This window comes from Paenarthrobacter sp. AMU7, assembly GCF_041200195.1.
Taxonomy (GTDB): Bacteria; Actinomycetota; Actinomycetes; order Actinomycetales; family Micrococcaceae; genus Arthrobacter.
In genome coordinates this window covers 3746158-3759866 of record NZ_CP165735.1, presented here as the reverse complement: position 1 = coordinate 3759866, position 13709 = coordinate 3746158, and the positions used below count along the sequence as shown (strand labels likewise).

The window sequence follows — 13709 nt, the reverse complement described above, 5'->3', positions numbered from 1 at the left end:
GACCACGCAAAGTCGGTGAAATGTTTGACCCAGTTATTAGGGATCGTAATGATCTCTCGGCGTTTAGCTGCGTGCCGTGAGGGTGAGCAGCACTGCTTCAGGGCGGCAGGCGATCCGGACTGGCGCGAAACGCGAGGTGCCGATGCCACCGGAGACGTTCACCGGCGTCGTGAATTCCTTGCTTTCCCAGTCGTGGAGGCCTTTGGCGCGCCACGTGGGGAGGTCGCAGTTGGAGACCAAAGCGCCGTAGCCGGGGATGCAAATCTGGCCGCCGTGCGTGTGGCCGGCGAGGATGAGGTCTGCTCCGGCCTCGGTGAAGTGGTCCAGCACGCGCTGGTACGGAGCGTGGATCACAGCGACTTTCAGGTGGCGGCGCGCATCCTGGTTCACGGTTCCGCGGGGCCAACCGGCGTACCGTTCGCGTTTGAGGTGGGGATCGTCCACTCCGGAGAAATCGAAGCGGAGTCCATTCAGGACCACCGACTGGGCGCGGTTGGTCAGATCGATCCAACCACCCATCCCGAACGCGGAGCGGAGCTTTGGCCAATCGAGCTTGATGGGGTCCTTCTTGTGCCTCGACGGTCCGCGGAAGTAGCCGGCAGGATTCTTGATCCGCGGGGCGTAGTAGTCGTTGGACCCTGGAACGAACACGCCGGGGAACTCCAAGAGCGGACGCAGAGCCTGGATCAGGGGATCGATGGCTTTCGCGTGGCTCAGGTTGTCGCCTGTATTGACCACGAGGTCGGGCTTCAGCTCAGCCAACGACTCAAGCCACAGGGCTTTCTTGTCCTGGCCCGGCACGAAGTGGATGTCACTGAGGTGCAGGATCCGGAACGGTGCTGAACCTTCGGGGAGGACTGGCAGGGTTTCCTGGCGGACCTCAAATTGGTCCTTCTCCCACCAGCCATAAGCGGCGGCTGCTGCGCCGGCGGTTGCACCGAGAGCTGTAGTGACGGCGAAACCGCGCCCGACGGTGCGGACGCGGTTTGCCAGTGAATCACGGAAGGACACGCTTAGTCCTTATCGTTGTTGCCGTTGCCGTTATTGCCATTGTTTCCGTTGCCGCCGTTTCCGTTATTGGAAGGCGGGGCGGGGTTCGGATTGGACGGCGCAGGCGTGGTGTTGCGCTGCGGGGCCGCCGTGCCCAGCAGGTTGGACGGCGGCGCAGGGAAGGGGTTGGTGCCGTAGGCAGGAGCCACCGACAACATGTAGTTGGTGAACTGCGGACCGGCGATCATGTAACCGTCGATGGCCGGGTAGAACTTGCCGTTGACGGTCAGATTGCGGCCCGGGCGCAGCTGGTTATCCAGCGGATCACCGAACCAAGAGGCTGTGGCCAAGCCGGTGGTGTAACCCACCACCCAGGTGGAGCCGTTGGAGTCGTTGGTACCCGTCTTGGCCGCAACCGGGAAGTTGCCCTTCGTAGAAAGCGATGGGCGGATCAGCGAACCCGATCCTGCGTTGAGCACTTCCTGCATGGCGTAGGCCACGCCACGGGCAACCTCGGGCTTCACGGCGTCCTTGCAGTTGGAGGACTGCGCCGGCAGTTCAGCGCCTGACTGGTCCTTCACCGAGGTGATGGCGATCGGTTCGCAGTACTTGCCGTCAGCGGCAAAGGTCGCAAAAGCAGCCGCCATGGTCAGCGGCGCAGTCTGGGTGGCGCCGATCAGGTTGGACAGTGTGGTCATCGGGACCTTGGGGTTCGGGTCGGTGACCTTGCCTGTGTCATCGCGCGTCGGCAGTCCGCCGTGGATGCCGGTGGCGTCCACGATGCCCTGGATGCCGCAGAGGTCCACCTGGGCGGCGGAGGCAAACGTGGCCGTGTTGATGGAGTTCATGAGGCCGTACAGGACGGTCATGTTCCGGTAGTAACCGAGGTCCGAGTTCTGAAGGTCGAAGCTTCCTGAGACGTTGGCGTCGTAGAAACCGTTGACTGGCGTGGGACAGGTGTTACGCCACGGAAAGTTGACTCCGTACTTTCGCACGCTCGCGTTGACGTTCTGGTTCATCGACTTGCCCTCGTTCAGCCACTGGGCGAACGTGAAGGGTTTCATGGTTGAACCGGGCTGGAAGCCACCGATGCCGTTGAGGTCATTTCCGTTGGCGTCCAGGACGTCAACGTTGAAGTTCTGGGTCTGATCGAACTTGCCTTCTTGAGGCAGCCAGACGGTGTTCTGGGCCATGCTGACGATCTGGCCCGTGCCCGGCTGGACGGAGGTGATGGACGCGCCCCACTTATCCGGGTTGGCGCCGGCCGTGGCATCAACCTGCTGCTGGGCCACGGTCTGGGCTGTCGGATCAAGGGTGGTCTGGATGGTGAGGCCGCCACGCTGGACGCGCTTGACACGCTCTTCGGTGGTGTCGCCATACGCCGGGTTGTTGAACAGAAGGTGCAGGACGTAGTCACAGAAGTAAGGCGCCATGGTGGCGTAAGCGCAACCCTGACGGGCCGGGGTGACCTTGGTGGTGACCGGGGTGGCGACGGCTTCGTCGTACTCGGCCTGCGTGATCTTGCCCTGATTCACCATGGCAGCGAGCACCAGGTCGCGGCGCTTCTGCGCGTTGTCCGGGTTCGCGATGGGATCGAAGGCCGAGGGGCTGTTCACGAGGCCGGCCAACAGGGCGGCCTGCGGAAGCGTCAGGTCCTTCGCAGTGGTGCTGAAGAAGAACTTGGAGGCGGCTTCAATGCCGTAGGCGTCACGGTTGAAGAAGACGATGTTGAGGTAGCCCTCAAGGATCTGCTCTTTGGAGAACTTCTTCTCCAACGCGATGGCGAGCTTCATTTCGCGGAGCTTGTCGCCCACGCCCTTGCCGCCACCGTTGAGCTTGACGTCTTCTTCACGGTCGGACGCCACCAGGGACTCGTTGATGACGTTGTTCACGTACTGCTGCGTGATGGTGGACGCGCCCTGCTTGTTGCCGCGGGCGGTGCTGACGATGGCTCGCATGATGCCCGTGGTGTCGATGCCGCCGTGCTCATAGAAACGGCTGTCCTCGATCGCGATGACAGCGTCCTTGATGAACGGGCTCATCGAATCCAAGGGAACCTTGGTCCGGTTCTCCGCGTAGATCGAAGCGATCGGCGTACCGTCCTTCGCCAGGATCGTGGTGTTCTGGCTGGGCGGATCCACCTGCAGTTCCGCCGGCAGAGTGTCAAAGAACTGTATTGAACCACTGGCAGCACTGCCCGAAACGGCGGCTGCGGGGACCAAAAGGCCCGCCACCAGGACGCCACAAATCGCGCTCACACCGAGGAAACCTAGAATCTTTCCGAGGGTGGTGGCAGTGTCGAATAGTGGGTTCTTGCGAGTCACCATGTTTTCCACTTTACCGTCAAGGGCTAGGCTTTCTGTCATGACCAAATGGGAGTACGCCACGATTCCGCTCATTATTCACGCCACGAAGCAGATCCTGGACCAGTGGGGCGAAGACGGCTGGGAGCTTGTCCAGGTCGTCGGTGGCCCCGATGGCAAAGGCCTTGTTGCATACCTGAAGAGGGAGAAGCAGTAACCATGACCACCCCCGCAGAAACCACGTCTCCCGCGGAATCCGGCGCACCCACGTCGGCTGTCGAGCAGCGCCTGGCCGAGCTCGGTTTGACCCTCCCCGAGGTCGCCGCACCCGTTGCGGACTACGTCCCGGCCATCGTCTCCGGCAACTACGTTTACACGTCCGGACAGCTGCCCTTTATTAACGGCAAACTCGAAGCTACGGGCAAGGTCTCCCTCGGCGAGTTGGGCACATCCGACGAACCCACCGTTGATCCCGAAGACGCCAAGCGCTACGCCGCCGTCTGCGCCATTAACGCCCTGGCGGCAGTCAAGAGCGTCATCGGCGACCTCGACCGCATCACCCGCATCGTCAAGGTCGTCGGCTTCGTCTCCTCCGAACCGACGTTCACCGGCCAGCCCGGCGTCATCAACGGCGCGTCCGAACTCCTCGGCCAGGTCCTTGGCGACGCGGGCAAGCACGCACGCTCCGCCGTCGGCGTTTCTGTCCTGCCGCTCGACTCTCCTGTTGAAGTCGAGCTCATCGCTGAATTCAGCTAAGGAACCGGTTCACCCAATTGCCGCAGCTTGCCCGTCGCCTGTTTGTACTGCCTCCCGAACTGGAAGGGGCAGCACGAAACTGGCTTGAGCTCGGCGAGCGGACCCCCAGGGCCGCCCGCTACGCATCGTCCGTTGTGCTCTTGCGCGACTCGCCCACCGGTTTGGAGACCTGGCTTGGTTACAGGCCGGGATCCTCGCCGTTGGGTGTTGTCGCGTTCCCGGGCGGCTCCCTGGACGCGTCCGACGACGATCCCGTCGGGTGGGTAGGCCCCACGCCGCAGCAGTGGGCTGAGCACATGGGAACGGACGACGTCGGACTCGCCCGCCGTCACGTGGTGGGCGCCATCCGCGAACTCTTCGAAGAAACCGGCGTGCTGCTCGCCGGACCGGATGCTTCCTCCACTGTTGAGGCCAACTCGACGGTCGATTGGATGCGGGCCCGTGAAGCCGTGGCGGCCCAGGAAAAGTCCTTCACGGAGATGCTCTCCAAGCGCGGGCTCTCCCTCCGGACGGATCTGTTGAAGCCCTTGGTGAATTGGCTCAGCCCGGATTTTGCCCATACCCGCTTCAACACGCGTTACTTTGCCGCAACGGTCCCCGTGAACCAGCAACCCAGCATCCTGGGAAGCAAAGGCGTATGGGGGCGCTGGGTTACGGCCGCCGAAGCGATTGCCCTCAGGGACACCCCGGCGCTCGGTGATGAGATTGGCCAGCCGAATACTGTGGGCCTCACCCTGGGTCAGCTTTTGGTTCCCGGGTCCGAAATCATGCTCGAGAAAATGGCCGCCTCCAATGGGTGCATCGCCTACCTGAGCTACAAACGCAAAGCGCATGTGTACCAGGCGAAGCTCGTGGATGAAGGCGGAATCCTGATGCTCGAGGTCGAAGCCGCCCGTACCGTCGCCGGAGAGCCCCAGCGCGAACGCTAGCCCCCCTCGATCCTCTCTCACATCCCTCGGGCTTGAGCGGGTTCCTCTCTCACGTCCCGCGGGCTTGAGCCGGCCCCTCTCTCACGTCCCTCGAGTTTGAGCCGGACCCTCTCTCACTTTCAACCAAAAAAGCCGCCCCGGTTACGACCGGGGCGGCTTTTGAGCTGAGGCGTTTAGCGTGAACGCTGACGGAGTCGCTGCATGTCCAGGATCACGACGGCGCGGGCTTCCAGACGGAGCCAGCCGCGCTGAACGAACTCGGCCAGTGCCTTGTTGACGGTTTCGCGGGAAGCGCCAACCAACTGGGCCAGTTCTTCCTGCGTGAGCTCGTGAGCCACCAGAACGCCGTCGGTCGCCGGACGGCCGAAGCGGTCGGCCAGGTCCAGCAGGGCCTTGGCAACCCGGCCCGGAACGTCCGAGAAGACGAGGTCGGACAGGGAGTCGTTGGTGCGGCGGAGGCGGCGGGCCAGAGCCTGCAGCAGCTGCGCGGAAACCTCGGGACGCGTGCGGAGCAGTGCGTTAAGGCTCTCGTTCTTGAGGCCGGCCAGGCGGGTCTCCGAAACGGCGGTCGCCGTGGCGGTACGCGGGCTGGGGTCGAACAACGCCATTTCGCCGAAGAGCTCGCCCGGGCCGAGGATGGCCAGCAGGGACTCGCGGCCATCGGGGGAGGTGCGGCCGAGCTTCACCTTGCCGGAAACGATGAAGTAGAGCTGGTCACCCTGGTCGCCTTCGCGGAACACCGAAGCCCCACGTGAAAGGTCCACCTCGGTGAGTTCGTCCGTCAGCAAGCGGAATGCGTCGTCGTCAAGGGTGGCGAAGAGGGGTGCGCGGCGCAATACCTCGATGTCCATGAAATCTCCTGAATATAAGTTTCGGTCGTGGCGCTCAGGCCATTGTTTCAGAATTTTTAGGCTTCTGTGACGTACTTGGCACGTGAAACGCTGAAACGACGCGGATTTCGGCCACGGAACACCGCAAATGGCTGCCCCGAACCGGCTTTTGGTGGCTGCTGCGGGTGATGTGACTAACGGTTGGTTGTCAGGGTCCACAACTACAATTGGCGCTACCCGGCTATGAGGAGCATTGGTGTTTGGCTTGACGATATTGGATTTGGCATTGATCTTGATGCTGCTGTCCTACCTGATCTATGGCCTGCGCAACGGCTTTATGGTCACGCTGGGTGGAATTGCAGGATTTGTGGTCGGCGCCATCGCTGCGTTCGTTGCCGTGCCGCTCGTGAGTGGCTGGGTGACGGACAGCGGCTGGAGGCTGACCGCCACGGTGGGTGCCGCCGTCGTGCTTATTGCTTTGGGTCATGGGCTGGGAACCATGATCGGGCGCAAAATCCGCCACGCCGTGCGGATCAAGCCGCTGCACGCCGTTGACAGGTTGATCGGTGGCGTGGTGAGCGTGGTGGTGGCGGCGCTGGTCATGTCCATGCTGGCGTTCAGCATCAGTTCGCTGGGTGTGCCCTTTGTTTCGCAGCAACTGGCTGGCTCGCGCGTGATCCGCTACATCGACACCATCACTCCAACGCCCGTCAAGAGCACCATGGCGCAGTTGCGGTCCACGGTGATCGGCGACGGCATCCCCAAGCTCATCGAGGGCATCGGCCCCGTGACTCCGGTCCCCGTCCCCAATGCCTCAACGGACACTCCTGCCCTTAACCAGGCTGCAGAGTCCGTCCTCAAGATCGCGGGTACAGCGTTTGAATGTGGCCAGAACCAGACCGGTTCCGGATTCGTCGTCTCGCCCGGGCGCGTCGTGACCAACGCGCACGTTGTGGCGGGCGTGTCGCAGCCGGTGGTGGAAGTTCCCGACGGCGGTGCGTTGCCGGGCCGGGTGGTGTACTTCGACCCCCAGCGGGACATCGCAGTCCTGGCCGTGGACGGCCTGCAGTCCAGCCCACTGCCGATGAGTGTTGACCTGCCCGAAGGCAGCCCTGCGGCCTTTGCCGGGTACCCGCACGGCGGTCCTTTCCAATCGAAGCCCGCAACCGTCCAAGGAATTTCGACCATCATTGTCCCGGACATCTACGGCGACAATCCCTCTCCGGAGCTCGTCTACAAGCTGGCCGGTGACGTCCAGCCGGGCAACTCCGGCGGTCCGCTGCTGACCATGCAGGGCGAGGTGGCCGGGCTGATCTTCGCCAAGACCACCACCGATGCCGCCCTCGGCTTTGCCCTCACCATGGCAGACCTGTCACCTGTGGCAGCGCAGGCCCCGGGACTCAACAGCCCCGTATCGCCAGGTCAATGCACGCGTAAGTAGGGGCCCTCCCGCATCGTGGGTGTTTTCGGGCTGCCACCGCTCATGGAGCGGGCATATTTACCCTGCGTTCCCGGGCCGCTATAGATTGGGAGCCATGACTGAAGCCACCCCCGCCACCGAAGCCGGTCGCGGCACCATCCTTGTCATCAATGGACCCAACCTCAACCTTCTTGGCACCCGCGAGCCAGAGAAGTACGGAACGTCAACACTTGCGGACGTCGAGCAACTCGCCATGTCGGCGGCTGCCGCCCATGGCTTCACTGTTGACTGTGTGCAGTCGAACCACGAAGGCGACCTGCTCGACGCCATCCACGCGGCGCGCGGCACCGCTGTCGGGATAGTGATCAACGCCGGCGCCTACACGCATACATCAGTCGCACTTCGTGACGCCCTGGCCGCAGTGCAGCTACCCGCCGTCGAAGTCCACATCACCAACGTCCACCAGCGCGAAGAGTTCCGTCACCACTCGTACCTGTCTGGTGTTTGCAGCGCAATCATCGTGGGCGCAGGAGTCCTTGGCTACAAGCTGGCTATCGACTACTTGGCGGACGCCGTCTAAACCACGCTTTTGGTGAGCGAGGGTTCCCGGGAAGCCCTTGGGATGTGGAAGAGCGTTCGGCTCAAGCCCGCGTTAGGTGAGAGAGGGTTCCCGGGAAGCCCGTGGGATGTGAGAGAGGGTCAGAGGGCCGTGAACCGCAGCAGGATGGCATGCTCAGGGTTCAAGACAGGCATGGGGAGGCCCACTTCGCCCAGGAAGAGCCCCGTGGCTTCGGCCCCGGAGTACAGCCAGGGCGCCGGCTTGGCCTCAATGAACGTGTGCCCGTAGTCGGCGTCCCCTGGGGAGGGGAAGACGGCCTCTACACGGTATGAACGCGAAGGGTCCAACCCAGGAATGGCAACCCGTCCGGGCTGCTCGGCCAACCCCGTCCGGGTCTTGACTACGGCGAACAGCGCGGCCGTGGCACCTGCCGCAATCCCGGCGTCGAGCCCTTCAGCGTCCGCAACAACGCCGTGGAGCATGAGCGATTCGTCCGGCAAGTCGGCACGGACCATTCGTCCACTGTGGATGAGGCCGCGGTGCTCCTTGTAGAGGCCGATGAAACGCTTGAGCTCCGAACGCTCCGCCCCGGTGACGGAGCGGACGTCCCACTCCATGCCGAAGTGCCCAAACAATGCGGTGATGGCACGGAAGGAGAGGTCGTGCGTCCGCCCCGTGGTGTGCGATGTCGTAGGACCAATGTGCCCACCCACCAGCTCCGGCGGAACCACCATGCCGGTCCAGCGTTGGATGGTTTGGCGTTCCAGGGCGTCGTTGCAGTCCGAAGCCCAGATGCGGTCCGTACGCTCAAGGATCCCGAGGTCAACCCGCGCGCCACCGGAGGAGCAACTCTCGATCTCCACCCCCGGGTGGGCCGCACGGAGCGCGTCGAAGAGCCGGTACGCAGCCAAGGTCTGTTCGTGAACGGAGGCCCGGCCTGCATGCCCGTGCTCCACGAGGTCCCGGTTCTGGTCCCACTTGAGATAGCTGATGTCATTCTCGCGCAGCAAAGTGTCCATGCGCTCGAAAATGTACTGCCACGCGTCCGGATTCACGAGGTCGATCACGTGCTGCTGCCGCCACTCCAGAGGCAGCCTGCCGCCGTCCTTGTGGGAAGCGGCAGAGGGTCCTACGAGCCATTCCGGATGCGCCCGGGCGATGTCGGAGTCGAGGTTGATCATTTCCGGTTCCACCCAGAGGCCAAACTCCATGCCGCGCGAGGTCACGGCGTCAATCAACGGCGTCAGCCCGTGGGGCCACACAGTCTCGTCCACGTACCAGTCGCCCAGCCCGGCGTGGTCGTCGCGGCGCCCGCGGAACCAGCCGTCGTCGAGCACGAAGCGCTCCACGCCAAGGTCGGCAGCGGACTCGGCCAGCTCCATCAGGGTGTCCAGGTTGTGGTCGAAGTAGACCGCTTCCCAGGTGTTGAGGACTACCGGGCGGGGCTTGCCCGAAAGCGCGCCCACATGGTGCGGCCGCGAGCGGAACCAGCTGTAGAACGCCTCGCTGATGCCATCCAGGCCGCGGTCTGAGTACGCCGCGAACAGGGCAGGGGTGGTGTAACTTTCACCGGGTTGCAGGACCACTTCAGCCGGTCCCAGCAGCTCGGAGCCACCTATTACGGTCCGCCCATCAGCAACGTTGTCCGCGAATTCCTCGTGGTTGCCGCTCCATGCCAAATGCGTGGCCCACACCTTGCCGTGCCTGTTGCCGAAGCCGGATGTTCCGGCAGCCAGCAGGAGTGAAGAGTCGTGTCCTGTGCGGCCGTGCCGCCCGGTGCGGACCCATGTTCCCTGCTGGATGGACCTGCGCTGCGGGTGACGTTCACGGCACCAGCGGCCGGTCAAATCCAAAAGTTCGACGGCGTCCGGCGCCACCGGGAGCATCGTCGCCAACTCGTCCACCTGGTAAGGCGAGGTGCCGTCGTTCCTCACAGTGTGCTTCAGTTCGAGCAGTCCGCCCGGGTGCAGGGTGAGGTTGGACGTGACGGTGATTCCGGCGTCGGGATCTGACTGAACCACGACGGCGGTGGACCCGCCCGCGGTGCTGCCGTCCGTCGTCGCGCTCACCACGCGCAGGCGAACGGAGAAATCAAAGCCGGGGACGCCGTCGGTGATGCGGTGGCCACGGAGTCCGGGCCTGCCCTGCCACGCCGAGGAAGCCTGGGGGAGGAGGCCGGCGGAGACGTTGGCGTCGATCGAGGACGGTGGGATGGGCTCGTTGAGGATGGCCAGGTCCGGAAGGGTGTCGCCCAAATCTGCTCCCCAGTGGGATATCTCGGCCTCTCCACGGTGGGTGCTGATCACCAGGCTGATACCTGCGGAACGGAGGTGGAGCGGTTGCATAAAGGTGGGTCACTTTCAGTTTCGGGTTCGGGAGGGGTGTTGCGGGGCCCGCTCTACACGCTTCGCGAGGGAAATAGCGTGCAGAGCGGGCCACACAACGGGTGGGGTTACAACGGGTGTGGGATTGGAACGGGGTGGGGCTATTTGAAGAGGTTGTTGACCTGGTTGTTCGCTTCGGTCAATGAGGACGCGGGTTTCTTACCGGACAGCACTGCATCCATGGCCGGCTTCATGATGCCGTCAACCTTGGCCGCCTTGTCTGCGATGGGAAAGAGGAACGTGGTGCCGTCCTTGACATGGGTGGTGAAGGCTGAGACGTCGGTGCCCTTGTCAGAGAAGGCCTTGGCGGCAATCTCGGAGGAGCTGGTAAGGGCCGGGAAAACCACAGCCTTGCTGGCCACTACGTCTTGGCAAGCGGAGGAGCCAAGGTACTCGACCCACTTGATGCTGGCGCCCGGGTTCTTGGTGCCGGCCCAAATGGAGTCGGCCAAGCCGTTGAACATGGAAGCGCGCTCGCCGTTGGGGCCCTTGGGGGTGGGGGCGAAGGCAGTCTCGATGCCCTTGTAGGTCTGGTACTGGCCGATCAACCAGTCACCGTTGGTGTTGATCGCGGACTTTCCAGCGCCGAAGCTGTCCGGCATGCTGGCACCCACCGTGGTCTCCAGCTTGGGCATGTACCCCTTGTCCACCAAGCCGGCCCACCAAGCGATGGTCTCCTGGAAGCGGGGGTCGTCGTAGTTGAACTTGCTGCCCCACGGGTTCTTGTCCGTTGCGGTCCAGCCTGTGGTGGCGGTCAGGAAGCTCCACTCGGTTTGGCCCTGGCCAGACCCGCTGCCCGTCAGGCCCAGTCCGTAGGTGGCCACGTTGTTCTTGTCGAAGCCTGCCTCATCCCCGCGCTTGCCGTTCTTGTCCACGGTGAGGTGCGCAATGGTCTTCTCGTAGCTGCCGCCATCCTTCGGGTTCCAATCAAGCGAAGCCATTTGCTCCGCAGTGATTCCGGCGGCGTCAGTCATGGCCTTGTTGTAGAACAGGCCCACGGTGTCCCAGTCCTTCGGAAGGCCGTAGCGCTTGCCATCCTGGCCTACCCAAAGCTCCGGGAGTCCCTTGGTGTACGCGTCCAGCTTGATGCCGTCCTTCTCCACAGCCTCATCCAGGGAGAGCAACTGCTTCTTGGCTGCGTACTCGGGGTATTTGGAGAGGTGGTTGGTAAAGACGTCAGGTGCTGTTCCGGCCACGAAGCCATTGGTCAGGGTGGTCCAGTAGTCGTCCCACCCGCGCTGGGTGATCTTGACCTTGATGTCCGGGTTGGCCTTGGTGAAATCGTCCGCGCATTGCTGGTACGCCGGGAGTTGGTTGGCGTCCCAGAGCCAATAGTTGATCTCACCCTTGGCATCGGTGGAAGCAGGGGAGGAACCGCCACAGGCGGACAGGGTCAGGGCGATGGCGGCGGCAGCAGCGGCGACGCCGAGAGTTTTCTTCATAGCGAACCTTTCAGGGGTTTTACAGAGGGGTTACTTGATTCCGGAGAATCCGATGGAGTTGACTACCTTCTTGCCGAAGGCGATGAACAGCAGGAAGATCGGCAGCGCAGCCACGAGGGTCCCGGCCATGAGCCCGGACCAGTCCAAGGCGCCTTGCGGTGACTGTGACTTGAAGACGCTCAGCCCCACCGTGAGCACGCGGACGTTCTCGTCCTGGCCCACCAGCAGCGGCCAGAAGTATTCGTTCCATTGACCGATGAAGGTCAGCAGCGCCAGGGTGGCGATGGGGGCGGCGGCGTTGGGAAGCACAATCTGGAAGAAAATGCGCAGGTGCTTGGCGCCGTCGAGCATTGCCGCTTCCTCCACCTCGCGGGACATGCTCAGGAAGAACTGCCGCAGGAAGAAGATGGCGAAGGGCGTCATGAACAGGAACGGCAGGGACATTCCGGCCATGGTGTTCAGCAGCCCGAGGTTCTTGATCATCAGGAAGTTGGGCAGGGCAGTGAAGATCGGGGGAACCATCATGGTGGTCAGGAAAATGGCGAACACTTTGTTCCGGCCTGGCCAACGCAACCGTGCGAAGGCGTAGGCGGCCATCGCGCTGAAGAACACCTGGCCGGCCGTGGTGATGGTGGCGAAGATGATGGAGTTGCGCAGGTAAAGCCAGAAGTTGATGGCCGCACCGGAGCCGCCGTCGGCTATCGCTTCTTCGGTGGTTTGCAGGCCAAGTACGCGTTTGAACGCGCCCCAGCTGAAATCGGCCGGCAGGAGGTTTCCGGCGTTGGAGGCCAGCGCGCTGTTGCTCGACAATGCCGTCCGCAGCATCCACAGGAACGGTGCGATGGTGATGGCGAGGGCGACGGCGACCAGCACCCACGCGCCGATCCGGCGCCAGTCGAGGGGCTTCTTACGCGAAATGGTTGAGGTAGTCATGGCGGTTTCCTTAGTCCACATCCGGCTTAGTCCAGGTCCGATTCATTGCCCTTGAGGAACTTCATTTGCACGAAGGCCACCAGGGCGAGAATGACGAAGAGGATCACGGACAGGGCGGAGGCGTAGCCGAAGTCGGACTCGCCGAAGGCTTTTTGGTAGATGTACATCTGGATCACGCGGGAGGCGTTGACGGGGCCACCGTTGGTGGTGACGGCCACAGTGTCGAACACCTGGAAGGAACCGATCACGGTGACTACCAACACCAACACCAACACGGGGCGGAGCAGCGGCATGGTGACGCTCCAGAATGTCCTGGTGGGGGACGCGCCGTCGAGGTTTGCAACCTCATAGAGGTGGTTGGGGATGGATTGCAGCCCGGCGAAAATCAGAAGCGCGGTGTAGCCCATGTGCCGCCACACGTTCACGAACGCGATGGTGGGGATGGCCCATTGTTCGCTGCCGAAGAAGGCGACGCGGGGAAGCCCCACCCAGCTCATGACTTCATTGACGATGCCCAGCTGGTAGTCAAGCATCCAGAACCAAAGGAGGGCGACGATGACGTTGGCCACCAAGAAGGGGAGCAACAGTGCCCCGCGGACGAACGTGGATTTGGCAACCCGGTGCATCAGCAAGGCCAGACCCAAGGCAATGACGGTCTGGAATCCGATGTTGAGGCCGACGTACTGGAGGGTGACCCCCATGGCGTTCCAGAACAGTTCATCGGCGAAGATCGCGGTGTAGTTCTTGATCCCGATCCAGGTGGGTTCACCCAGGATGCTGTATTCCGTGAAGCTGAGGTAAATGCCGCGGATGGTGGGGACCAGGAAGAAAGCTACGAAGCCGATCACGGCCGGGAAGATGAAGAAGAGAGCGATTTTCAGGTCGCCGAGGCGGCTGGTCATGCTGCGTTTGGCAGGTTGGAGCTTGCGCCCGTGGCTGTCTCCGGAACGCCCCGAAGCCTTCCCGGGTTGCTTGGTTAGCGTGGTCATCGTCGACCCTTTCCTGACTGTGATGTGGGTAACAACTGGAGGCGAATCTACACGAGTAGATTTGGCAAGCGCAAGACATGACTGCAAATTTTGGTGAAAATTGTTCGAATCTGTTTCTTTTGTTGACTCGTGTAGATCGCGGTGGAAGACTCATGTGGAACCCAAAAAGGGACG

Annotated in this window: 12 protein-coding genes; 5 read left to right on the top strand and 7 right to left on the bottom strand. The window is 62.8% G+C overall.

Annotated elements, in window-relative coordinates; genetic code table 11:
* Nucleotides 1-63: 63 nt before the first annotated feature.
* Complete coding sequence (locus tag ABQM86_RS17250; RefSeq protein ID WP_280623500.1) at nt 64-1011, bottom strand: metallophosphoesterase; 948 nt, start codon at nt 1009-1011, stop codon at nt 64-66.
* Nucleotides 1012-1013: 2 nt separating this feature from the next.
* A complete protein-coding gene (locus tag ABQM86_RS17245; protein ID WP_280623499.1) occupies nt 1014-3317 on the bottom strand; it encodes a transglycosylase domain-containing protein in 2304 nt (767 codons plus the stop codon).
* A gap of 37 nt (nt 3318-3354) precedes the next feature.
* Here ABQM86_RS17245 and ABQM86_RS17240 point away from each other — a divergent pair, with 37 nt between their 5' ends.
* Genes ABQM86_RS17240 through ABQM86_RS17230 form a run of 3 tightly spaced genes read left to right on the top strand, consistent with a single transcriptional unit; the run spans nt 3355 to nt 4978 of the window.
* Entirely contained in the window at nt 3355-3510 is a 156-nt protein-coding gene (locus ABQM86_RS17240; RefSeq protein WP_011775990.1) for a DUF4177 domain-containing protein, read from the top strand.
* Nucleotides 3511-3512: 2 nt separating this feature from the next.
* Nucleotides 3513-4049, top strand: coding sequence for a RidA family protein (locus tag ABQM86_RS17235; RefSeq protein ID WP_207594591.1), 537 nt, complete (start codon nt 3513-3515; stop codon nt 4047-4049).
* A 17-nt stretch (nt 4050-4066) separates the two neighbouring features.
* Nucleotides 4067-4978 (top strand): NUDIX hydrolase, encoded by a 912-nt coding sequence (locus ABQM86_RS17230; RefSeq protein WP_280623498.1) that lies wholly within the window; start codon nt 4067-4069, stop codon nt 4976-4978.
* A 173-nt stretch (nt 4979-5151) separates the two neighbouring features.
* On the opposite strand, the gene ABQM86_RS17225 is transcribed toward ABQM86_RS17230, so the two are convergent.
* Nucleotides 5152-5829: a Crp/Fnr family transcriptional regulator gene (locus ABQM86_RS17225; RefSeq protein WP_011775987.1), complete on the bottom strand. Its 678-nt coding sequence runs from the start codon at nt 5827-5829 to the stop codon at nt 5152-5154.
* 235 nt (nt 5830-6064) lie between these two features.
* On the opposite strand from ABQM86_RS17225, the gene ABQM86_RS17220 reads away from it, so the two are divergent.
* Complete coding sequence (locus ABQM86_RS17220) at nt 6065-7249, top strand: MarP family serine protease (RefSeq protein ID WP_207594587.1); 1185 nt, start codon at nt 6065-6067, stop codon at nt 7247-7249.
* Nucleotides 7250-7343: 94 nt separating this feature from the next.
* Nucleotides 7344-7808: a type II 3-dehydroquinate dehydratase gene (aroQ, locus tag ABQM86_RS17215; RefSeq protein ID WP_369745081.1), complete on the top strand. Its 465-nt coding sequence runs from the start codon at nt 7344-7346 to the stop codon at nt 7806-7808.
* A 119-nt stretch (nt 7809-7927) separates the two neighbouring features.
* On the opposite strand, the gene ABQM86_RS17210 is transcribed toward aroQ, so the two are convergent.
* The 4 genes from ABQM86_RS17210 to ABQM86_RS17195 all read right to left on the bottom strand — a co-directional run bounded on the left by ABQM86_RS17210 (nt 7928) and on the right by ABQM86_RS17195 (nt 13535).
* The gene (locus ABQM86_RS17210) at nt 7928-10132 is read right to left on the bottom strand and encodes an alpha-galactosidase (protein WP_369745080.1); all 2205 of its coding nucleotides are present in this window, start codon (nt 10130-10132) and stop codon (nt 7928-7930) included.
* A gap of 140 nt (nt 10133-10272) precedes the next feature.
* Nucleotides 10273-11613 carry a sugar ABC transporter substrate-binding protein gene (locus tag ABQM86_RS17205; protein WP_369745079.1) on the bottom strand — a complete coding sequence of 447 codons (1341 nt, stop codon included), beginning with the start codon at nt 11611-11613 and terminating at the stop codon, nt 10273-10275.
* 30 nt (nt 11614-11643) lie between these two features.
* Complete coding sequence (locus tag ABQM86_RS17200; RefSeq protein ID WP_369745078.1) at nt 11644-12546, bottom strand: carbohydrate ABC transporter permease; 903 nt, start codon at nt 12544-12546, stop codon at nt 11644-11646.
* A gap of 26 nt (nt 12547-12572) precedes the next feature.
* Complete coding sequence (locus ABQM86_RS17195) at nt 12573-13535, bottom strand: carbohydrate ABC transporter permease (RefSeq protein WP_369745077.1); 963 nt, start codon at nt 13533-13535, stop codon at nt 12573-12575.
* Nucleotides 13536-13709 lie beyond the last annotated feature (174 nt).